20 protein-coding genes and 1 pseudogene are annotated in these 20313 nt (G+C 61.9%); 15 read left to right on the top strand and 6 right to left on the bottom strand.

The window, feature by feature from the left end; translation table 11 throughout:
- The 5 genes from QZR30_RS18900 to QZR30_RS18880 all read left to right on the top strand — a co-directional run.
- Positions 1 to 235: ribonucleotide-diphosphate reductase subunit beta (locus QZR30_RS18900; RefSeq protein ID WP_010208297.1), on the top strand; the 235-nt coding region annotated here is incomplete at its 5' end.
- 17 nt (positions 236 to 252) lie between these two features.
- Positions 253 to 741, top strand: coding sequence for a DUF1289 domain-containing protein (locus QZR30_RS18895; protein ID WP_046072439.1), 489 nt, complete (start codon positions 253 to 255; stop codon positions 739 to 741).
- Between the two features lie 237 nt (positions 742 to 978).
- Entirely contained in the window at positions 979 to 1899 is a 921-nt protein-coding gene (locus QZR30_RS18890; protein ID WP_046067980.1) for a class I SAM-dependent methyltransferase, read from the top strand.
- Between the two features lie 149 nt (positions 1900 to 2048).
- Entirely contained in the window at positions 2049 to 2765 is a 717-nt protein-coding gene (gene pcsA, locus QZR30_RS18885) for a phosphatidylcholine synthase (protein WP_046067979.1), read from the top strand.
- Positions 2766 to 2949: 184 nt separating this feature from the next.
- Positions 2950 to 3729 carry a TSUP family transporter gene (locus tag QZR30_RS18880; protein ID WP_056845863.1) on the top strand — a complete coding sequence of 260 codons (780 nt, stop codon included), beginning with the start codon at positions 2950 to 2952 and terminating at the stop codon, positions 3727 to 3729.
- Here QZR30_RS18880 and nudC read toward each other — a convergent pair.
- Together nudC and QZR30_RS18870 are read right to left on the bottom strand one after the other, a co-directional pair.
- Complete coding sequence (gene nudC, locus QZR30_RS18875; RefSeq protein ID WP_068967095.1) at positions 3697 to 4530, bottom strand: NAD(+) diphosphatase; 834 nt, start codon at positions 4528 to 4530, stop codon at positions 3697 to 3699. The two genes, QZR30_RS18880 and nudC, sit on opposite strands and share 33 nt — an antisense overlap.
- A 5-nt stretch (positions 4531 to 4535) precedes the next feature.
- A complete protein-coding gene (locus QZR30_RS18870) occupies positions 4536 to 5348 on the bottom strand; it encodes a crotonase/enoyl-CoA hydratase family protein (protein ID WP_311903926.1) in 813 nt (270 codons plus the stop codon).
- A 177-nt stretch (positions 5349 to 5525) separates the two neighbouring features.
- Between QZR30_RS18870 and QZR30_RS18865 the strand changes: the two genes are divergently transcribed.
- The 3 genes from QZR30_RS18865 to QZR30_RS18855 all read left to right on the top strand — a co-directional run bounded on the left by QZR30_RS18865 (position 5526) and on the right by QZR30_RS18855 (position 7921).
- Positions 5526 to 6080: a UPF0149 family protein gene (locus QZR30_RS18865; protein WP_311903924.1), complete on the top strand. Its 555-nt coding sequence runs from the start codon at positions 5526 to 5528 to the stop codon at positions 6078 to 6080.
- Between the two features lie 169 nt (positions 6081 to 6249).
- Positions 6250 to 7506, top strand: coding sequence for a 3-phosphoshikimate 1-carboxyvinyltransferase (gene aroA, locus QZR30_RS18860; protein WP_311903922.1), 1257 nt, complete (start codon positions 6250 to 6252; stop codon positions 7504 to 7506).
- A gap of 25 nt (positions 7507 to 7531) precedes the next feature.
- On the top strand, positions 7532 to 7921 hold the full coding sequence (locus QZR30_RS18855; RefSeq protein WP_046067974.1) for a hypothetical protein: 390 nt from the start codon (positions 7532 to 7534) through the stop codon (positions 7919 to 7921).
- Between the two features lies 1 nt (position 7922).
- Here QZR30_RS18855 and QZR30_RS18850 read toward each other — a convergent pair whose 3' ends face one another.
- On the bottom strand, positions 7923 to 8522 hold the full coding sequence (locus tag QZR30_RS18850; protein ID WP_046067973.1) for an NAD(P)H-dependent oxidoreductase: 600 nt from the start codon (positions 8520 to 8522) through the stop codon (positions 7923 to 7925).
- Between the two features lie 72 nt (positions 8523 to 8594).
- Here QZR30_RS18850 and QZR30_RS18845 point away from each other — a divergent pair, with 72 nt between their 5' ends.
- Positions 8595 to 9197 (top strand): TetR/AcrR family transcriptional regulator, encoded by a 603-nt coding sequence (locus tag QZR30_RS18845; protein ID WP_059397542.1) that lies wholly within the window; start codon positions 8595 to 8597, stop codon positions 9195 to 9197.
- Here QZR30_RS18845 and QZR30_RS18840 read toward each other — a convergent pair.
- Together QZR30_RS18840 and QZR30_RS18835 are read right to left on the bottom strand one after the other, a co-directional pair.
- Positions 9187 to 9864, bottom strand: a complete 678-nt coding sequence (locus tag QZR30_RS18840; RefSeq protein WP_311903919.1) for a GNAT family N-acetyltransferase — start codon at positions 9862 to 9864, stop codon at positions 9187 to 9189. The genes QZR30_RS18845 and QZR30_RS18840 overlap by 11 nt on opposite strands.
- A gap of 56 nt (positions 9865 to 9920) precedes the next feature.
- Positions 9921 to 10805 (bottom strand): LysR family transcriptional regulator, encoded by an 885-nt coding sequence (locus QZR30_RS18835; protein ID WP_311903918.1) that lies wholly within the window; start codon positions 10803 to 10805, stop codon positions 9921 to 9923.
- Positions 10806 to 11305: 500 nt separating this feature from the next.
- On the opposite strand from QZR30_RS18835, the pseudogene QZR30_RS18830 reads away from it, so the two are divergent.
- The 6 genes and pseudogenes from QZR30_RS18830 to QZR30_RS18805 all read left to right on the top strand — a co-directional run bounded on the left by QZR30_RS18830 (position 11306) and on the right by QZR30_RS18805 (position 19104).
- A pseudogene (locus QZR30_RS18830) lies at positions 11306 to 12381 on the top strand (MFS transporter).
- Positions 12382 to 12419: 38 nt separating this feature from the next.
- Positions 12420 to 13130 (top strand): FadR/GntR family transcriptional regulator, encoded by a 711-nt coding sequence (locus QZR30_RS18825; protein WP_311903916.1) that lies wholly within the window; start codon positions 12420 to 12422, stop codon positions 13128 to 13130.
- 106 nt (positions 13131 to 13236) lie between these two features.
- Entirely contained in the window at positions 13237 to 14430 is a 1194-nt protein-coding gene (lhgO, locus tag QZR30_RS18820) for an L-2-hydroxyglutarate oxidase (protein WP_068967092.1), read from the top strand.
- A 57-nt stretch (positions 14431 to 14487) separates the two neighbouring features.
- A complete protein-coding gene (locus QZR30_RS18815) occupies positions 14488 to 15813 on the top strand; it encodes an MFS transporter (RefSeq protein ID WP_046067967.1) in 1326 nt (441 codons plus the stop codon).
- An 82-nt stretch (positions 15814 to 15895) separates the two neighbouring features.
- Positions 15896 to 16747: a CAP domain-containing protein gene (locus tag QZR30_RS18810; protein WP_046067966.1), complete on the top strand. Its 852-nt coding sequence runs from the start codon at positions 15896 to 15898 to the stop codon at positions 16745 to 16747.
- 170 nt (positions 16748 to 16917) lie between these two features.
- The gene (locus tag QZR30_RS18805; RefSeq protein WP_068967091.1) at positions 16918 to 19104 is read left to right on the top strand and encodes a GAF domain-containing hybrid sensor histidine kinase/response regulator; all 2187 of its coding nucleotides are present in this window, start codon (positions 16918 to 16920) and stop codon (positions 19102 to 19104) included.
- Between the two features lie 2 nt (positions 19105 to 19106).
- On the opposite strand, the gene QZR30_RS18800 is transcribed toward QZR30_RS18805, so the two are convergent.
- Positions 19107 to 20234, bottom strand: coding sequence for a GGDEF domain-containing protein (locus tag QZR30_RS18800; protein WP_068967090.1), 1128 nt, complete (start codon positions 20232 to 20234; stop codon positions 19107 to 19109).
- Between the last annotated feature and the right edge of the window lie 79 nt (positions 20235 to 20313).

Here is a 20313-nt window from a genome sequence, read left to right as displayed (position 1 = left end):
CGCGCGCGACACCATGCCTCGCGGTGTGTTGGGCATGAATGCTGCGATGATGGAAGACTACCTCAAGTTCATTGCCAACCGTCGTCTGTCGCAGATTGGCTTGAAAGAAGAGTACCCAGGCACGACTAACCCGTTCCCGTGGATGAGCGAGATCATGGACTTGAAGAAAGAGAAAAACTTCTTCGAAACCCGCGTGATCGAGTATCAAACTGGCGGCGCGTTGAGCTGGGATTGATTCAACAGATCACATTTATGCCCAATCAAACCATCAAGACCCCTTGCGTCGGGCTGTGCTCCACAGTCTACGGTGACCTGGTCTGTCGAGGCTGCAAGCGTTATCACCACGAAGTGATCCAGTGGAATGGCTACAACGCCGAGGAAAAACAGGCGGTGTGGCTGCGCCTGGAACAGTTGCTGGTGCAGGTAATGGCCAGCAAGCTGGAAGTCTTCGACCCGCAGCGCCTGCGCCAACAGTTGGAAGCGCGCAAGATTCGCTTTATGCCGCACCAGTCGCCGTATTGCTGGGCGTACCAGCTGATTGCCCGGGGTGCGCGGGTGATTTCCAAGCTGGATGCCTATGGATTGGCATTGCTGCCGGAGTTTCGCGAGCGCCACCTGGCGGAGCTGCGGGATGCGATAGATCGGGAGTTTTTCCTGCTGTCGGAGGCGCATTACGAGCGTTATATCGCCCCGGTCTTCCTGAAAGACGCATTCGGGCCCGCCCTGATCGCCACGTTCTAACTAACACCAAGGACCAATGTGGGAGGGGGCTTGCTCCCGATAGCGATGTGTCAGTAACAAATAAACTGACTGATCCACCGCTATCGGGAGCAAGCCCCCTCCCACATTGGATCCACGTCAATCAGCAAGCCCACGGCGATCCTGACCCAGACCAAAAAAGCCACGTTGTGCCCACGCCCCCCGCAAACCCCACGATTGTGTTTAAAATGCCGGCCGCTCGCTGACTGACGCTAAACGATGACCCCAGAAGCACTCGCTACCTTGCACGCCCACCTGCTCACCACCCTGGCCGACGCGCCGGTGGAAACCCGGCGCCTGTTCCATGGCCGTGGCCGCTGCTGGCCGGGGTTGGAACAACTGACAGTGGATTGGCTGCAAGGCGTGGTGCTGGTGGCCTTGTTCAAGGAAACCGAGCAACTGGAAGCCTTGAGGCAGATGCTGCTGCAGATCGACTGGGCCGGCGTTGGTGTACGTACCGTGGCCCTGCAACATCGTTACCTGCCGCAAAGCACCACCGAGTGGCTGGTGGGCGATGCCATTGACGAGCTGACCATCACCGAAGGCGGCCTGCGCTATTTGATCGACCTGGGTAGAAAACAGAACAGCGGGCTGTTCCTCGACATGCGCTACGGGCGCAACTGGGTGCGTGAACAGGCCAAGGGCCAACGCGTGCTCAACTTGTTCGCCTATACCTGTGGCTTCTCGGTGGCTGCCATCGAGGGCGGCGCTGACCATGTGGTGAACCTGGACATGGCCCGTGGCGCGCTCAGCCGGGGTCGCGACAACCATCGCCTGAATGGGCATGACTTGGGCAAAGTCACCTTCCTGGGCCACGACCTGTTCAAGTCGTGGGCAAAGGTCACCCACAGTGGCCCCTATGACCTGGTGATCATCGACCCGCCGTCGTTCCAGAAAGGCAGCTTCCTGCTGACCAAGGACTACCAGCGTGTGCTACGGCGCTTGCCGGATCTGCTCACGGCACAAGGTACAGTGCTGGCGTGCATGAACGATCCGGCGTTCGGCGAAGACTTCCTGATCGACGGCGTAACCCGCGAAGCGCCGGGCCTGCGCTTTGTGCAGCGCCTGGAAAACCCACCGGAATTCCCCGACATTGACCCGCAGAGTGGCTTGAAGGCACTGGTTTTCCGTCAGGGTTGATGCCGAAATGTCCTACCCTTGCTACCCTAACGGATACGCCGGGGTGGTGAACCTTATCCCCCCCTTCCCGGTCGATACCTGCATTCCCTGGCCAGACTCGACGGCGTTACGTTGTCGGCTGCCCCGTTTGACCTTTTGGAGAACCGCCCGTGATATCGACCCTGCATGTAGCCAGAATCAAAGCCTGGGGCGCCCACGGCTTTACCGCCACGGGTGTGGTCTTGGCCTTCCTGGCCACCCTGGCGCTGCTGGAAAACTCCCCCAAGGCATGCCTGCTGTGGCTGGGCCTGGCGCTGGTAGTGGATGGCGTCGACGGCTCCCTGGCCCGCCGGCTCAATGTCAGCACGGTACTGCCCAGCTTTGATGGCTCGGTCCTGGACCTGGTGATCGATTACCTCACCTACGTATTTATCCCTGCACTGTTTATCTACCGCTACATCGACCTGCCGGAATTTACCCATCTGTTTACGGTGTCGGTGATCCTGGTGTCGTCGCTGTTCTGCTTCTGCAATGTGAACATGAAGAGCAAGGACAACTACTTCGTCGGCTTCCCCGCCGCCTGGAACGTGGTCGCCCTGTGCGTGTACATCATCCAGCCAGACGCCTGGGTCACCCTGCTGACGGTGATCGGCCTGGCATTACTGACCGTGACGCCGATGAAGTTCCTGCACCCGTTTCGGGTCAAGCGCTTCATGCCGATCAATATTGCAGTGACCACGATCTGGCTGTTGTGCAGCTTCCTGATGGTAGTGGATTACCCCAACACCAACCCGTGGACGTTTGGCTTGTGGTCGCTGATGTCGGCGTATTTCCTGGGGATTTGTATCTGGCGTACGGCGCTGGAGTGGATCGGAACCCACAAATAACCAAGCGGGCACGGTAAAAAATGTGGGAGGGGGCTTGCCCCCGATAGCGGTGGATCAGTCAGCGTATTGGTGACTGACACACCGCCATCGGGGGCAAGCCCCCTCCCACATTTGGTTATGCGTGCATTCGGCAGGTAAGATGGCAGCCTTTCGCATAGCGCACCCCCAACAATAAGCCCTGCCCATGCCCTTCGAACTCAGTGTTGACCTCACTACGCTGGCCATCCTGGCCGTCGTCGCCTTTATCGCCGGTTTCATCGACGCCATTGCCGGCGGTGGCGGCTTGCTGACCACCCCCGCGTTGCTCACCGCCGGCATGCCGCCTCACCTGGTACTGGGCACCAACAAACTCAGCTCCACCTTCGGCTCGGCCACCGCCAGTTTCACCTTTTACCGCCGCAAGCTGTTCCACCCGCGCCAATGGGTGCACGCCATCGTCGGCACCTTGGTCGGCGCGCTGACGGGCGCAGTGGTTGCCCACTACCTGCCCGCCGAGGCCTTGAACAAGATGCTGCCGGTGATCGTCTTCGCCTGCGGCGTGTACCTGTTGTTCGGCGGCACGCCAAAGGCGCCACTGGACGTGGATGCGCCGATCAAGAAGAAGTGGCAAGCCACCCAGGGTTTTGGCCTGGGCTTCTACGACGGCGTGGCCGGCCCCGGCACCGGGGCGTTCTGGACCGTCAGCACCATGCTCCTGCACCCCATCGACTTGGTAAAGGCCAGTGGCGTGGCACGCAGCATGAACTTCGTCAGCAATGCGGCGGCGCTGACGGTGTTTATCATCAATGGTTCGGTGGATTGGATCGTCGGCCTGGCGATGGGTGTGTCGGTGATGGGTGGCGCATTCTTTGGCGCCCGCAGCGCAATCAGCGGTGGCGCCAAATTCATTCGCCCGGTGTTTATCACCGTGGTCCTCGGCCTGACGGTGCGCCTAGCCTGGCAGCACTGGTTCAGCGTGGCCTAGGCGGCGGGCCACGTAGAGGTCGATCAGGTATCGCGCAATCGAACGTGACGCCGGCAACGGTGGCAGCTCATGGATATTGAACCACTGCGCGTCTTCGATCTCGTCGACCTGGGGCACGATATCGCCACCGGCGTACTCGGCATGAAAGCCCAGCATCATTGAATGGGGAAACGGCCAGCACTGGCTCCCCATGTACTCGATGTTCTTGACCTCCACCTGCACCTCTTCGCGCACTTCGCGGATCAGGCAGTCTTCGGCCGACTCACCCGGTTCGGCAAAGCCGGCCAAGGTGCTGTAGACCCCGGTCACAAAGCGTGGCGAGCGTGCCAGCAGAATCTCATCGCCACGGGTCACCAGCACGATCATGCTCGGCGAAATCCGTGGGTAGCTGCGCAGGTCACAGGCCTGGCAGTACATCGCCCGTTCCCGCGGCATCTGGACCATGGCCTGGCCGCAACTCCCGCAGAACCGATGCTCTCGCGCCCAGGTGCCGATCTGCGCGGCATAGCCCAGCACCTTGTACAGGGTGTGATCGCCTTGCAGCATGAAGCCGCGCAGGCCTTGCCAACTGCACCCGGGAACCTCTGCCGGCGCATTAAGCTCCAGCAGGTACACCGGCTCGCCGTCGAGGTGGCCAATGCCGTGCTCGGCAAACACCGACAGGTCCTGGCGCTTAAGCCATTCACGCGGGAATAGCGGGCCATTGGTGTCGTGCAAAAAGCCCTCGCGGCTGCGGGCAACAGCCCAGCCGCCCGGGGTGTCGTTGTCCAGCAGCGTTGTGGTAATCCAGCCTGGGGTCATGTCAGTCAATCCACGAATTCGGGTTTCTGCTTGCTCATATGGGCCGCGATGGCCACGCGCAGGTCGTTGGATTGCAACATAGCCGAGTTCCAGGTGGCAACGTATTCCAGGCCGTCATTGATGGTGTGGTCGCGCATGTAGCTGATCATCGCCTTGGTGCCGGTCACGGCAATCGGCGATTTGGCGGCGATTTCCTCGGCGATCTGCATGACCCCGGCCAACAGGCTTTGCTGATCGGCAAACACCCGGTTGACCAGGCCGATGCTGCGCGCTTGATCGGCGCCGAACTGGCGACCGGTATAGGCCAGCTCACGCAGCATGCCGTCGCCGATGATGCGTGGCAGGCGCTGCAAAGTGCCGACGTCGGCGGCCATGCCGATGTCGATTTCCTTGATCGAGAATTGCGCGTCCTCGGCGGCGTAACGCATGTCGCAGGCGCTGATCAGGTCGATGGCGCCGCCGATGCAATAACCCTGGATCGCCGCCAGCACCGGCTTGCGGCAGTTGTCGACCGCATTGAACGAAGCTTGCAGCTCGAGGATCTTGCGCCGCAGCAGGCGTGCGTTGCGTCCCACGTCTTTGCCGAGCTCATTGGCCACCGAAGCCAGCAGCATCAGGTCGATACCCGAGGAAAAGTGCTTGCCATTGCCGCTGAGCACCACGACGCGCACGGCATCGGTATCTTCGACCCATTGGAAGATCTCGATGATTTCGCTCCAGAACGCCGCGTTCATGGCGTTGATCTTTTCCGGGCGATTGATCTGCACATGGGCAACGTTGCCGCTGAGTTCGACAACGAAGGCTTGGTATTCGGACATGGCAGTGATCCCTGACTGGCGATTGAGGAAGGCCAGACTATATCAAGGGTGCGCCACGGCGCATCGGCCAAAAGCGGGACCGGCCGCGCAAAAGGCGCTGGATAAAATGCCGCGTACACGCCATCCTGCGCGCTTTAAGCCGCCTGACCCGCGGCGTTCGACGCTTAAGGATATGCCATGCACGCCCAGCCCCTCACATCCGCCGAATTAGACCTGATCGACGAAACCCTGCTCAAGTACGGCGATGACCATTCGGTGCTGAACCTGGCCGAACTCGACGGCTACTTCACCGCCCTGGTGTCTGGACCGGCCCAGGTTGACGTGGCTCAATGGTTCCCAGCCATCTGGGGTGGGCAGAACCCGGAATGGGAAAGCATGGACGAGGCCCAGGGTTTTCTGGAACTGTGCGTGCGCCATATGAATACCTTGGCTGCGCAGTTGGCCAGCGATTCCCAGGCGTTCAAGGCGCGCTTCGACGAAACCGAGCATCAGGGCCAGGCGGTGACCCTTGCCGAGGAATGGTGCTTTGGCTACGTGCGAGGCGTGACGATCGCCAACTGGCCTGAATTGCCCGCCGAACAAGCCGGGCAATTGGAGAGGATCTCCTGGTGCGCTGAGCAGGACAATTTCGAATTGCCGGCGGACCTGGATGTAGACGCCCATCAGCAGCGGGTCAGTGCAATCGAACCGGCTGCGCGGGCGCTGCATGACTACTGGCTGAGCCAGCGCTGAGGCGGGCTTATTTCGTCTACAAACGCTAGCCGCAGACCTGTGGGAGGGGACCACTAAAAAGTCATGCCGATCACCAGCTCACTCGACAAACATGGCGTGTTTGCCTGATTATTCGGGTCCGCACGTCGGCCACTCCATGCCATCTCGCCTTGACCAGGAGCCTTGTCCCTTGAGTTCGCAGAAAACCGTGACCGTTACACCGCCCGACTTTCCCCTCAATGGCAAGGTTGCGCCCCCCGGCTCCAAGTCCATTACCAACCGCGCCCTGTTGCTGGCGGCATTGGCCAAGGGCACCAGCCGCTTGAGCGGTGCGCTGAAAAGCGACGATACCCGCCACATGTCGGTCGCCCTGCGCCAGATGGGCGTAAGCATCGATGAACCGGACGACACCACCTTCGTCGTCACCAGCCAAGGTTCGCTGCAATTGCCGGCCCAGCCGTTGTTCCTCGGCAACGCCGGCACCGCCATGCGCTTTCTCACTGCGGCCGTGGCCACCGTGCAAGGCACCGTGGTACTGGACGGCGACGAGTACATGCAAAAACGCCCGATCGGCCCGTTGCTGGCTACCCTAGGCCAGAACGGTATCCAGGTCGACAGCCCCACCGGCTGCCCACCGGTGACCGTGCACGGCGTGGGCAAGGTGCAAGCAAAGCGCTTTGAAATCGATGGCGGCCTGTCCAGCCAGTACGTATCAGCCCTGCTGATGCTCGCAGCCTGTGGTGAGGCGCCGATTGAAGTGGCGCTGACCGGCAAGGACATTGGCGCCCGTGGCTACGTGGACCTGACCCTCGATTGCATGCGCGCATTCGGCGCCCAGGTCGAAACCGTGGACGACACCACCTGGCGCGTGGCCCCGACCGGCTACACCGCCCATGACTACCTGATCGAACCCGACGCGTCCGCCGCCACCTACCTGTGGGCCGCCGAAGTGTTGACCGGTGGACGTATCGATATCGGTGTCGCGGCACAGGACTTCACCCAGCCGGACGCCGAGGCCCAGGCCGTGATCGCCCAGTTCCCGAATATGCAGGCCACGGTAGTGGGCTCACAAATGCAGGACGCCATCCCGACCCTGGCCGTCCTCGCCGCATTCAACAACACCCCGGTGCGTTTCACTGAACTGGCCAACCTGCGCGTCAAGGAATGTGACCGCGTACAGGCGCTGCACGATGGCCTCAATGAGATCCGCCCAGGCCTGGCGACCATCGAGGGTGATGATCTGCTGGTCGCGAGCGACCCTGCCCTGGCCGGCACCACGTGCACGGCGCTGATCGATACCCACGCCGACCATCGCATCGCCATGTGCTTTGCCCTGGCCGGTCTGAAAGTCTCGGGCATTCGCATCCAGGACCCGGACTGCGTGGCCAAGACCTACCCTGAGTATTGGAAAGCCTTGGGTAGCCTTGGGGTTCAGTTAAGCTACTGACCCTTGCGACTCGCCGGAAGCGCCTATGACCCTTCGCCAACCCTGCCCACCTGGCGCCTGTGTCTGCAACCGTGAACAACTGCTGGAGGCTGCCGGCGCTGACCTGCGCATCCTCCAATTGACGCGACAGCAGGAAAAAATCCTGCTCGAGCGCCTTGAAAACCTCAAGAGCCTGCAAGACCTGGAACATATGCAACGGCGGATGTACGAGCAACTCGGCATCCGCGTGCATATCGCGCCGGGGCACACCGAGGTCAAGAGCATGCGCGGGATCCAGATCGTCATCGACGAACTGCCGGGCATGTGCCGCAAGACCCGGCAAGCGATCCCGGCATCGATCCGCCGCGGCCTGGAGAAACGGCCGGAGATTGCCTACCGTTTGCTGGATGCCCACGACCTGTTTCGCGACGTTTGAATCATCCGGCTACCGTCTCGCGCTGAAACACCCCCTGCCCTACCGCCCTGGCCCTGTGCAGATGCGCTTGGGCAGCACCGCTTTCCGAATCCAGCAGCAGCTCGGATGTCAGCACCTGCGCCCCGCAGTAATCAAAGATGCCGTAGTCGATCTGGGTGCGCATGGCCTTGGCATAACCGTGTCGATCAAAAGCGCTTTCATCCGCGCCACCGAGGGCCAGCAGGTGCACCTGCAAGTGCCGCAATTTTTTCTCCACCGCTGTGTCAGGGCCATAGTCGATCGCCCAGCCATTGACAAACACGCGGTCCACCCAGCCCTTGAGCAAGGCCGGCATTGACCACCAGTAGATCGGGAACGCCAGCACCAGGGCATCGGCGCGCTCGATGCGAGCCTGCTCGGCCAGCACATCGGCTGGCGGCGTTGCGTGGTTGCGGTGCACCTGGTGATCGGCGGCGGTGTAGCGAGGGTCGAAGCCTTCTGCGGCAAGGTCGGCGATTTCAAAAGTGTGGCCGGCGGCGGTCAAACCGGCACCGACCTGGGCGGCCACGCTGTGGGTGAGGGATTGCGGGTCGTGATGGGCAACAACAATCAGTGCGTGCATGACTTTGACTCCCTTTTGGCTTAATCTACTTTTAGTAAGTTAAGTCGAATAAGTTACTTTTGGTATATAAGCATGTCAAGCACTGAATCCCCTTCCCCGCGTCGGCGTTTATCCCGTGAAGGTCGCCTGCGCCAGTTACTCGATGTGGCCTGGCAACTGGTCCGCGCAGAGGGCACCGACGCCCTGACCCTGGGCCGTCTGGCAGAACTGGCGGGCGTTACCAAGCCGGTGGTCTACGACCACTTCACTACGCGTGCAGGGTTACTGACCGCGTTGTATGCAGATTTCGACGAGCGTCAGGACCAGGTGTTTACCAATGCCATTCAGACCAGCAACGCAACCCTGGAGGACCGGGCCTGGGTGATCGCCTCGTCCTATGTCGATTGCGTGTTGTTGCAAGGCCGGGAAATCCCGGGGGTGATTGCAGCGCTGAGCGGTTCGCCGGAGCTGGAGGCGCTCAAGCGTGAATATGAGGCGATCTTCCTGGAGAAATGCCGCGACGCGCTGGCCCCCTTCGCCTCAGGTGGCAGTATTTCCCAGGCTGGCCTGCGGGCCATGCTCGGCGCAGCAGAAGCGTTGTCCCATGCGGCGGCCAATGGCGAGATCAGCCGCGAGGAGGCGCAACAGGAATTGCTGGCGACCATCCTGGGGATGGTCAATCGCGTCAGGCGGTAGGAGAACGGCCCTGGATAAACAGCTGGACCTTGCGCGCCAACTGATCCAGGTGCCGGTCGCGCTGCTTCTCCGCGTCGACCATGGCGCGCTTGCCGTGCTTTTGCAGCAGGTAGGTATGGATCTGGCGTACTTCCAGCGAGCTATAGATCGGCGCTACATCCAGCACGCCCATCAGCCCGTCGGTGCCGTAGTCGCGGGTGTTCATCAACACTTGCGTACCCCGCGCCCCGCGCACTCGGAACCCAATGGCCTCGAAGACCGGGACCTTCTCCACCGCACAGGCCAGCTCAGCATGGGGATAGCGCGCCAGCACCTCGCCCAGCATGCCCCGCGCCACACCCTGGCGACGAAAGCCAGCCTGCACCGCCATGAAGGCTATGCCACACGCCTCTGGATCGTCCTTCACCGGCAGGTACAGGCAAAAACCAATAACGGTCTCTGCCTGCATCGCCACGACCAACTCGACGGCAATGCCCTTTGTGCCATTCAACGCCTCAAGATACAGATGCACCTCAAAGCCGATGGCGTACTGGTAGATGTTGTACAGCAGGTTGCTTGGCGCCAACGCCACGCTGCTGATGTCGGTGAGGTTGTCCACCACCATCTGCAGGATCTGGCTGTTGACCGATTCGGCGCACGGTGTGGTGTAGCGGGTAAGGCTGAACATGCAAATTCCTGGAGTTTCGCGTCAAGGCAGCGGCGATTGTACCCGTTGCGGCCCCCTCATGGCCCGCATACCTCGCGCAGGCAACCGCGCAGCCAGCGATGGGCCAGGTCGGCATCCTGGCGTGGGTGCCAAAGCATTGCCACGGTGAACGTCGGTAACGTGACCGGCAGTTCAAAGCAGTGCAGCCCTCGGGCCGGTACGGTGATGTAGCGCTCAGGCACGCTGGCGATCAGGTCAGTCTCGCGGGCCAGGGCGATGGCAGTGTTGAAGCCGGCGACCACGATACCGACCTGCCGTACAAGACCCAGGGCCTGCAGTGCAGCGTCGATCTGATCACGATCCTGCCCACGCCGCGACACATAGACATGTTGCCCCTGGGCAAAACGCGCGGCGCTGATCTTGCCGCCGCTCAAGGCATGGCCATCGCGCACCACGCCCACCAGGCGGTCACGAAACAGCGCCTGGGTCAGCACCTCAGGGCTGGCATCGGCATCGACCACACCGGTTTCCAGGTCGACACCTCCTTCACGTAACGGCGCGCTGTCTTTATCGCTTTTATTGACGAAACGCAAACGCACACCTGGGGCCTCACGTGCGATGCGCGCCAACAGCGCCGGGCCGAAGCTTTCGACAAACTCCTCACTGGTGCGCAGGGTGAAGGTGCGCACCAACCCACCCAGATCCAGGCTGTGAGCCGGACGCAGCACGGCGTAGGCGTCCTGCACCAATTGGCTGACCTGCTCGCGCAATTGCAACGCCCGTGGCGTCGGCACCAAGCCGCGCCCGGCGCGTACCAGCAACGGATCACCAGTGGCCGCACGCAAACGCGCCAAGGCCCGGCTCATGGCCGAAGGGCTCAGGCGCAGGCGCTTGGCGGCACGGGCGACGCTGCCTTCGGCCAGCAAAATATCCAGGGTGATCAGCAAATTGAAGTCGGTCATGCGGGCTCCGATGAGTATGGGTATTGCCGAAGGCGCTCACCCTCGCGACGCTCTAAATGGGGGAGCGGCTTGCCCTAAAGCCGGTCAGTTAAGCGCAGATCCCCTGTGGGAGGGGGCTTGCTCCCGATGGCGGCCTGACAGCCGAACAGAATGTTGGATCAGACCGAGTACATATCCGTTATTTGGGCAACGGCCACTATGGGTTCCGCTTTTACAGCGGGTCACTTTGAAAAGCGCAAAGTAACCAAACGCTCTTGCCCCACCACTCGGCACCTCGCCCAGGCTCGGTGTGCCCGTAATCCGCCATGGATTTGGGGGGCCGCCGCCACGCGCCATCCATGGCGCGGGGCGGCTAAACCGGCATCCCTGCCGGTTTACCCCCCAAATCCCTGTCGAATTCCGGCCAGCGTGGTTTAACGGGGCGCCTAAGATCAAGATTAAAAGCCAGATCAAGAGCGACTCGCTGCGCATCGTGGTTATCGGCGGTCGCTACATCAAAGATGTGTAGATACCCATGGCCATCGGGGGCAAGCCCCCTCCCACAGGTCCGGTGGCGTACCAGTAGTTGTGGAACACCATGCCCCGATGAGGCGTTCTGTGCAGCTATAACCTGCAACCTGGGCACCAGCATCGCCAATGTCGGCCTGCCAAGCCTGGCGCACGCATTCGCGGCATCGTTTCACGCGGTGCAATGGGTGGTGCTTGCCTATCTGTTGGCCATTACTGCAGTGATCGTCAGCGCCGGGCGCCTGGGCGACTACCTGGGGCGTCGACGCCTATTGCTGGCCGGGTTGTTGCTGTTTGCCCTGGCATGCGCAGGCTGTGCCGCCTCGCCCTCCTCGGTGTGCCATTGGCTGGGTTGGCGGCCGCCCTCGCCTATCGCTATTTGCCGGTGGATGCTTGCCGCCCTGACGCGTCAGTCCGGGATACATTCTGGTCGCCCTTGCGCGATGTGGGGTTGCGCGCCGGGCTGGCAATGAGCGCCTTGGTGTCGGCGGTGATCATGGCCACGTTTGTGGTGGGCCCGTTCTATCTCTCCCGTGGCTTGGGCCTGGATCCCGCCTGGATGGGCCTGGCGATGGCGGTTGGCCCGGCGGTCGCGGCCATTACCGGCATACCGGCGGGCTACCTCACCGACCGCCTGGGTACCCGGCGCCTGACCCTGGTGGGCATAGGCACGATGCTGTGCGCTGCCCTGTGGTTGTCGCAGGTCTCGGGGCTCGTCGCCTACACCGCTGCACTGACGGTGCTTACGACGGGCTACAGCCTGTTCCAGGCGGCCAACAATACCGCAGTCATGAGCGATGTGTCGGCGACACGCCGGGGCACCGTTGCCGGCCTGTTGAATCTGTCGCGCAACCTGGGCCTGATTTTCGGCGCATCGGTCCTGGGCGCGGTCTTCGCCCGCAGCAGCCCGGATGTCACCCAGGCTACGCCACAGACCGTGACCGCCGGCCTGCATGCCACCTTCGCCACAGCAGCGGGGTTGATCCTGCTCGCCGGTGTGATTGCCTGGAATCGCGCGCGCACACGGGCCGGCTCGGAGCAGACAAATATTGACAAGTTAAAATCGTAACGACTATTGTCTGACAACCTGATTACCAAGGTTTCATCATGCTTGAGCTCCAGCGCCCCGATTCGCTCGTCGTACGGGTTGTCAGCGCGATTCGCGCAGAAATCGAATCCGGCCAGTTGGGCCCGGAGTCGCGCCTGCCTACCGAACAGCAACTGGCTGAGCAGCTCAACGTCAGCCGCTCCGTGGTGCGCGAAGCCATTGCCCAGCTCAAGGCCGACGGCGTCCTCACCGCCCGCCGCGGCCTGGGCTCATTTATTTCGCAGACGCCCGCTGGCACGGTGTTCCGTTTCCCGCAGCCGAACGGGCGCCGGCCTGACCTGGCACAGATGTTCGAAGTGCGCCTGTGGATCGAAACCCAGGCCGCCTCGATTGCGGCCCAGCGACGTGACGCTGCCGACCTGCAACGCATGAAAAGCGCCTTGCAGGCCATGCAGGACAATCGCGACGATTTCGAGGCGGCGGCCCTTGCCGATGTGGAGTTCCACCGCGCCATTGCCGACGCCAGCAAGAATGACTACTTCGTGGCCTTCCATGACTTCCTCAGGAGCCAGTTGGCCAGTGCCCGCAAGACCGCGTGGGAAAACTCCGCGTCGCGCTTCGCTACCGGCTCGGCCGATGCGACTCAGGAACACCAGCAGCTCTACCAAGCCATTGCCGACGGCGACGCTCAACGCGCAGCCGCCAGCGCCGAGGCGCATTTGCGTGCAGCAGCACGCCGCCTGCAACTGGAATTGCCGACCACGAATTGATCCACTGTGTTTATAGCGTGTCCTGGGACACGCCATTTTTTTAACAAAAACATTAGTCTGACAACCTGATAAGCAGACTGAAATGTGTGACTTGGGAACTCCTGCAATGATTCACGATTTTTGCATCATCGGTGGCGGCATCGTTGGCCTGGCCACCGCCATGGAATTGCTCAAGCGCCAGCCAGGCGCGTCGCTGGTGATCCTGGAAAAAGAGCCGGTGCTGGCCAAGCACCAGACCGGGCACAACAGCGGCGTGATCCATGCAGGTATCTACTACGCACCCGGCAGCCTCAAGGCCGACCTGTGCAAGCGCGGTGCCGAAGCCACCAAGCAGTTCTGCCGTGATCACGGGATCAAGTTCGAGGTGTGCGGCAAGCTGCTGGTGGCGTCCAACCCGCTGGAAATGCAACGGATGGAGGCGTTACACGCCCGCGCCCAGCTCAACGGCATGCAGGTCGAGCGCCTGGATGCCGAGCAATTGCGCCAGCGTGAACCGAACATTGTCGGCCTTGGCGGGTTGTTTCTCGACGCCACCGGGATCGTCGACTACCGCCAGGTGTGCGAGACCATGGCCCAGGTGATCCGTCGCGGCGGCGGGCAGATCTGCCTGGAGCGCACAGTGACCGCCATTCACGAAGACACCGATAAAGTCACCGTCAATACCCATGGTGAAACCTGGCAAGCCCGCCACCTGGTGGTGTGCGCCGGCTTGCAATCGGACCGCCTGGCCCGCCTGGCCGGGATCAGCATTGATCATCAGATCATCCCGTTCCGCGGCGAGTACTTCCGCCTGCCGGCATCGAAGAACAACATCGTCAACCACCTGATCTACCCTATTCCCGATCCGGAGCTGCCGTTCCTCGGCGTCCACCTGACCCGCATGATCGACGGCAGCGTCACCGTCGGCCCGAATGCCGTACTCGGGCTGGGGCGCGAGAACTACCGCAAGTTCTCGGTGAACTGGCGCGACGTGGCGCAGTACGCCAGTTTTCCGGGTTTCTGGAAAACCCTTTGGCAAAACCTCGGCTCCGGTACCACCGAGATGAAGAACTCGCTGTTCAAGTCCGGTTACCTGGAGCAGTGCCGCAAATACTGCCCGTCCCTGACCCTCGAAGACCTGCTGCCCTACGAGGCCGGTATCCGCGCCCAGGCAGTCATGCGCGATGGCAGCCTGGTGCACGATTTCCTGTTCGCCCAGACCTCGCGAATGCTCCATGTGTGCAACGCGCCCTCGCCGGCCGCCACGTCAGCCATGCCCATCGGCGCGATGATCGCCGACCGCCTGTTCCATCCCGAGTAATACCCGCTCTGCCCGCTCACCCAACAATAACTACAAAGACCCAGAAGGAAGTCCAGCATGACGGCAACCGCCTCCATCCCCGGCACCGAAACGCCTGTGCAAACCCGAAAGCGCCTGCGCAAAGTCGCGGCCGCCACCATTTTTGGCTCGATGCTGGAGTGGTACGACTTTTACCTGTACGCAACCATGGCGGCCATTGTGTTCTCGAAGATCTTCTTCGATAACAGCGACCCCAAGACGGCCACGCTGATGGCCTTTTCCACCTTCGCCATCGGCTTTATCGCCCGCCCGTTCGGCGGCATCCTGTTTGGCTACCTGGGCGACAAGTTCGGACGCAAGCAGGTGCTGGTGCTGACCTTCTGCCTGATGGGCGTGTGCACCACGCTGATCGGCCTGATCCCCAGCTACGCCTCCATCGGCATCTGGGCCCCGATCCTGCTGGTGTTCATCCGCATCATCCAGGGCCTGGGCGCCGGTGCCGAGTTGTCAGGCGCCGCAGTGACGTCCTACGAACACGCAGCCCAGGGCAAGCGCGGCAGCCAGGGTGCCTGGCCGGCACTGGGCCTGAACCTGGGCCTGCTGCTGTCCTCGCTGACCATTTACCTGCTGACTATCAACGGCAACGAGTTCCTGCTGGCCGGCGGCTGGCGCATTCCGTTTGTCTGCAGCATCGTACTGGTGGGCGTGGGCCTGTGGGTGCGTAACAGCATTCCGGAAACCCCGCAGTTCCAGGAACTGAGTAAAGAGGCCGTCAAGGCCAAGCCGTCCCCGCTCAAGGCGCTGTTCAAGAACGATCTCAAGGGCCTCGCGGTGGTGTTCTTTGTTGCCATTGGCTACAACGCCCTGAGCTACATTTTCAAGACCTTCTCCCTGGCCTACCTGACTCAATTCAAAGGTGTGGATGTGCATGTCACCTCCCTGTCGGTGACCATCGCCAGCCTGGTTGCCATCGTCGCGGTGCCCTGCTTCGGCTGGCTGTGCGACAAGTGGAGCAGCAAGACCGTGCTGATGCTGGGTGGCCTGTGCTCGTTGCTGTTCGCCTACCCGTTCCTGGCGCTGCTCAACAGTGGCGAAAGCCTGATGATCTACCTCGCCATCGGCGTAGGCACCGGCATCCTCGCGCCGATGATGTTCGCTCCCCAGGGCTCGTTCCTGAGCCGGCAGTTCCCGACCCAGACGCGCTCATCGGGCTTCGGCACCGGGCGTGAAATCGGCACGGCCATTGCCGGTGGCCTGGCACCGCTGGGCGCGCTGTCGATGGTGGCGGCCTCGGCCACCCATTCCACCGATGGGGTGGTGATCATCCTTGCGGTTTCTGCGCTGTTGGTGGTGGTGTTTGCCCTGTGCGATCAGGGCGCAAAACACTCGACATTCAAGAACTGAAGAAAAAAAGTTCGGACCAACGGGTGCATGGATGCACCTGGATCGCGCATCATGGGCACTTTCAAGCTCAAGGGTAACGTCCATGCGCGTTCTGTCATTGATGATGGGTCTTACGACGCTGGCCGCCAGTACGGTGTTCTGCGCCAGCGCGATGGCGAATGAAGAAAGTCAGTTGATACAACAGATCAATCAGTACCGCAGCCAGCTGCAACGCTGCGGTGACCAAGGCTCCCAGGAGTTGCCGCCACTGACCAGCGACACACGCCTGGTGCTGCCGGCCTCCAACGTCGGCGACTTGCAGCAGTCCCTGGCGCGGGCCGCGTACCCGATGGTCAACGTGCAGGCCATCAGCCTGTCCGGGCCCAAGGACGCCGACGCCGCCATGAAAGCAGTACGCGAAAGCTTCTGCCGGGTAGTGCTGGACCCGCAATTTGTCGACATCGGCGTGAGCAACAGCGGCCAGGACTGGCGCATCGTATTGGCCCGCCCGTTGGTGACCAGTGGCCTGGGCGACTGGCAGACCGAGGGCAGGCAACTGCTCAACCTGGTCAACGCCGCTCGCGCAGAACCGCGCACTTGCGGCACCCAGGCGTTCACCGCCGCCGCCCCGCTGTCGTGGAGCGATGCACTCGCCAGCGCTGCCAACAGCCACACACGTAACATGGCCAACGGCAATTTCTTCGACCACCTGGACCACGACGGCCGTACCCCTGGCGACCGCGCCGAACTGGCCGGGTATATCGCCAAGAACATCGGCGAGAACATTGCCGCCGGCCTCGATACCCCACGCAAGGTCGTCGACGGTTGGCTCGCCAGCCCTGGTCATTGCGCCAACCTCATGAACCCGCAATTTCGCGATTTGGGTGCCGCCTACGCGATGGATCCCAAGAGCGACGCGGGCATCTACTGGACCGGAGTATTCGCCGCCCAATAAGCCTTGGGGGAGCGCCTGGAAAGCGCTGAATTTATTCATCCATATGCAGATATGTTCAACTGCTATCACCTGCATGGTCGCGCTGAACTGGTTGCGATCATGCAGGTCTGTTGCTTGCGACCTGACGTTTCAGGCAATAGTTGAGCCGTGGCAAATAAGGTGTTGACCCAATGATGAATTGGCTGCAAGACGGCAGCGACATGGCCGAGCGGGTCCGCCAGCATGATTGGGCCAGTACGCCCCTGGGGCCGCTGGAGCAGTGGCCCGACGTATTGAAGACCACCGCCGCGCTGTGCTTGGCCTCCCGGTTTCCCCAGGCCATCGTCTGGGGGCCTGAGTTGATTACGCTCTATAACGATGCGTTCGCGCCGATCCTGGGTAACAAGCCTGAGGCATTGGGCCGCCCGTTCAACGAGGTGTGGCATGAGGTGTGGAGCGATATCAGCCCCATCGCCAGCGCTGCATTCGATGGGCATGCCACCTACATCGAAAACTTCCCGCTGCTGATCCAACGCAATGACGCACCGGAACAAGCCTACTTCACCTTCTGCTACAGCCCCATCCGTGACTCCCGGGGCAAGGTGGTCGGCATGCTCGACACGGTGACCGAGACCACCGCCACTGTGTTTCTCGCCCGGCGCCTGGAAGTACTGGATGCCATCGGCAGCACTGTAGCCAACGCCACCGACGCCGAAACAATCATGACCGCCACCACCCGGTTATTGGCGCAACACCTGCAGGTGTCCATTTGCGCTTACGCCGACATGGATGCCGATGAAGACGGCTTCACCATCCGCGGCGACTGGGCGTCGAACGGTTCGCCAAGCATCATCGGCCATTACAGCCTGGCGCAGTTCGGCGAACGCGCCGTGAGCTGCCTGCGGGCCGGCGCGCCGCTGGTGATTTGCAATAACTTGGTCGAACTGCCGGCCGATGAGTCGGCGACCTTCCAGGCCCTGGGCGTAACCGCCACCATCTGCATGCCGCTGATCAAGGATGGGCGCCTCACCGCGTTGATGGCTATACATGACAAGCAGCCCCGCTACTGGTCTTCCTACGACCTGGCGTTGTTGGGCGAAGTCACGGAGCGCTCCTGGGCGCACATTGAGCGCGTGCGCGCCGATGCCGCCGTACGCGAGGGGCTGGCGGCGTACACCGAACTCAACGCCACCCTGGAGCAGCGGGTGGAAGAACGTACCCTCGCCCTGGCCCAGGCCGAGGCTGCACTGCGCCAATCACAAAAGCTTGAAGCCATCGGCCAGCTTACTGGCGGCGTGGCCCATGATTTCAACAACCTGCTGACCATCATTCGCTCGTCCGTGGACTTCCTGCGCCAGCCGGGGTTGGCGCAGGAACGTCGCCAGCGCTACATGAGCGCAGTTTCCGATACAGTGGAGAGGGCCAGCAAGCTGACCAGTCAACTGCTCGCCTTTGCCCGTCGCCAGCCGTTGAACCCGCAGGTGTTCGATGTCGGCCAGCGGGTGCAGAACATCGGTGAAATGCTTGAAAGCGTCACCGGCGCACGTATCCACGTGAAGGTGCAATTGCCTGATCAGCCTTGCTACGCACGCATCGACCCGAGCCAGTTCGAGACTGCATTGATCAACATCGCACTCAACGCTCGCGATGCCATGGAAGGCCAGGGCACACTGACGTTGAAAGTCACCGGGCACCAGCCCCTGCCGCGCATCCGCGGGGATGCCGGGTCGCACCTGCCCTACGTGACGATTTCTCTGGCAGACACCGGCCCCGGCATTCCCAGTGACACCTCCGAACGCATTTTCGAGCCGTTCTTTACCACCAAGGCGGTGGGCAAAGGGACAGGCCTGGGTCTATCCCAGGTGTTTGGCTTTGCCAAGCAATCAGGTGGCAATATCGACGTATCCAGCGCCCCAGACCAAGGCACGGTGTTTACCCTGTACCTGCCACAGGTGGACAGCCAGGACCCACCGCCACCGCCCACGCCCGAGCAATTGGTGCCATTGCCGAACAACATCCAGTGCCATGTGCTGATCGTGGAAGACAACCTGGAAGTGGGACGCTTCGCCAAACAGATCCTCCAGGACCTGGGCTACCAGACCACTTGGGCCACCGACGCTCGCCAGGCACTGGCCCTCGCAGGCCCCGACGCCGGGGCGTTCGATGCGATTTTTTCGGATGTGGTGATGCCCGGGATGACCGGCGTGGCGATGGCCAAGTTACTGCGAGAGCGCCGTGCCGACCTGCCGGTGGTGCTCACCTCGGGCTACAGCGAAGAACTGGCCGACAGCGGCTACGAAGGTTTCGAATTCCTCGCCAAGCCCTACTCTGCCGAACAGGTCGCACGCGCCCTCGCCAGGGCCATGTCCAAGGATTGAACCTACTGCGCGATCACGACCTGATTGCGACCCAGGGATTTGGCGCGGTACAGCGCCTGGTCGGCATCGTTCATCAGGCCGGGCAGATCGTGCTCGTTGCCCTCGGTCGTCGCCACCCCGAGGCTCGCGGTCAGGCCCTGCACCGGTTCAGCACTCAAGCCGGCAATCGCTTCGATCAATTGCTCACCGATAGTCCGCGCAGTCTCCAGGGACGTGTTGGGCAGCAGCACAGCGAACTCTTCACCGCCCAGGCGTCCGGACACGTCGGCCTGACGAAACGAAGCACTGATCACACCGCCGACCTGGCGCAACACCTGGTCACCGGCCTGGTGGCCGTAGGTATCGTTGATGTATTTGAAATGGTCCATGTCCAGCATCAGCGCACACAGCGGCTGCAGGTTCTGTTGACACTGCGTGTATAACAACTGGGCATGCTCGAAGAAAGCACGACGATTCTTCAGGCCGGTGAGTTCATCGGTCTGTGCGGCATGGGTTGAAATGTTGTGGGCCTGTTCCATTTGCCGGGTCAGGCGAAAAGCTTTTTCCAGGGCATCAGACAGCTTGCGCGTGGCACTGACCACAAAAGTCGAGAACACCAGCACCGCAATCGCCACGCCCACCTGCATCGATGAAGGCTGGAACAACAGCCACAGCGTACACGGCAGCAGCACCAGGGCCATGGCCCCCAGCGTCATGTAGCGATACGCCGAGTAACAGGACACCGCGCTGACCGACATGCCCACGGTAAACAGCATGACCAGTACCTGGGACACGCGGTCGTCGTTGGGCATGACCGCTAACGCACCGCCACCCCAGATGCCAGCCGATAACATCAGTGTGACCCAGTAACGCCGCTCCCAGCGAGCGGGCGTGCGCTCGCTGTCGGGGCACCCAAACCAGCCCATGAACATCTTCAGCCGCAGCAGCGACGCCCCCGCCAGCAACACCAGCCACACCAGCATGACCCGGTGCTCAAAGCGATCCCAGCACAGCCAGCAGAGCATGGCCGCGCCTAGGTAGCTGCCGAACACCGCGGAGAACGACTGGCGAAACAGCTGATGCAAACGATCAGTTCGCACCTGCTCCTCGATCACGTCGTCCTGGTCCTGCGCACGACTGGAGCTGTTCATGCAAACCGCCTGTTTGGACTGCTACGACAAAGGCGCCATTGTGGCACCCTGCCAGTAGCCTGGACAACTGCATCCAGCA

Source organism: Pseudomonas sp. rhizo25 (assembly GCF_031931935.1).
In the GTDB taxonomy this organism is placed as follows: domain Bacteria; phylum Pseudomonadota; class Gammaproteobacteria; order Pseudomonadales; family Pseudomonadaceae; genus Aquipseudomonas; species Aquipseudomonas synxantha.
This window is presented reverse-complemented; position numbering and strand designations above follow the sequence as displayed.

Bases quoted from the DNA above. Each gene is read 5' to 3' on its own strand.
- QZR30_RS18895 (WP_046072439.1), top strand. From the start codon at position 253: ATGCCCAATCAAACCATCAAGACCCCTTGCGTCGGGCTGTGCTCCACA.
- QZR30_RS18890 (WP_046067980.1), top strand. From the start codon at position 979: ATGACCCCAGAAGCACTCGCTACCTTGCACGCCCACCTGCTCACCACC.
- QZR30_RS18880 (WP_056845863.1), top strand. From the start codon at position 2,950: ATGCCCTTCGAACTCAGTGTTGACCTCACTACGCTGGCCATCCTGGCC.
- nudC (WP_068967095.1), bottom strand. From the start codon at position 4,530: ATGACCCCAGGCTGGATTACCACAACGCTGCTGGACAACGACACCCCG.
- QZR30_RS18870 (WP_311903926.1), bottom strand. From the start codon at position 5,348: ATGTCCGAATACCAAGCCTTCGTTGTCGAACTCAGCGGCAACGTTGCC.
- QZR30_RS18865 (WP_311903924.1), top strand. From the start codon at position 5,526: ATGCACGCCCAGCCCCTCACATCCGCCGAATTAGACCTGATCGACGAA.
- QZR30_RS18855 (WP_046067974.1), top strand. From the start codon at position 7,532: ATGACCCTTCGCCAACCCTGCCCACCTGGCGCCTGTGTCTGCAACCGT.
- QZR30_RS18850 (WP_046067973.1), bottom strand. From the start codon at position 8,522: ATGCACGCACTGATTGTTGTTGCCCATCACGACCCGCAATCCCTCACC.
- QZR30_RS18845 (WP_059397542.1), top strand. From the start codon at position 8,595: ATGTCAAGCACTGAATCCCCTTCCCCGCGTCGGCGTTTATCCCGTGAA.
- QZR30_RS18840 (WP_311903919.1), bottom strand. From the start codon at position 9,864: ATGTTCAGCCTTACCCGCTACACCACACCGTGCGCCGAATCGGTCAAC.
- QZR30_RS18835 (WP_311903918.1), bottom strand. From the start codon at position 10,805: ATGACCGACTTCAATTTGCTGATCACCCTGGATATTTTGCTGGCCGAA.
- QZR30_RS18825 (WP_311903916.1), top strand. From the start codon at position 12,420: ATGCTTGAGCTCCAGCGCCCCGATTCGCTCGTCGTACGGGTTGTCAGC.
- lhgO (WP_068967092.1), top strand. From the start codon at position 13,237: ATGATTCACGATTTTTGCATCATCGGTGGCGGCATCGTTGGCCTGGCC.
- QZR30_RS18815 (WP_046067967.1), top strand. From the start codon at position 14,488: ATGACGGCAACCGCCTCCATCCCCGGCACCGAAACGCCTGTGCAAACC.
- QZR30_RS18810 (WP_046067966.1), top strand. From the start codon at position 15,896: ATGCGCGTTCTGTCATTGATGATGGGTCTTACGACGCTGGCCGCCAGT.
- QZR30_RS18805 (WP_068967091.1), top strand. From the start codon at position 16,918: ATGATGAATTGGCTGCAAGACGGCAGCGACATGGCCGAGCGGGTCCGC.
- QZR30_RS18800 (WP_068967090.1), bottom strand. From the start codon at position 20,234: ATGAACAGCTCCAGTCGTGCGCAGGACCAGGACGACGTGATCGAGGAG.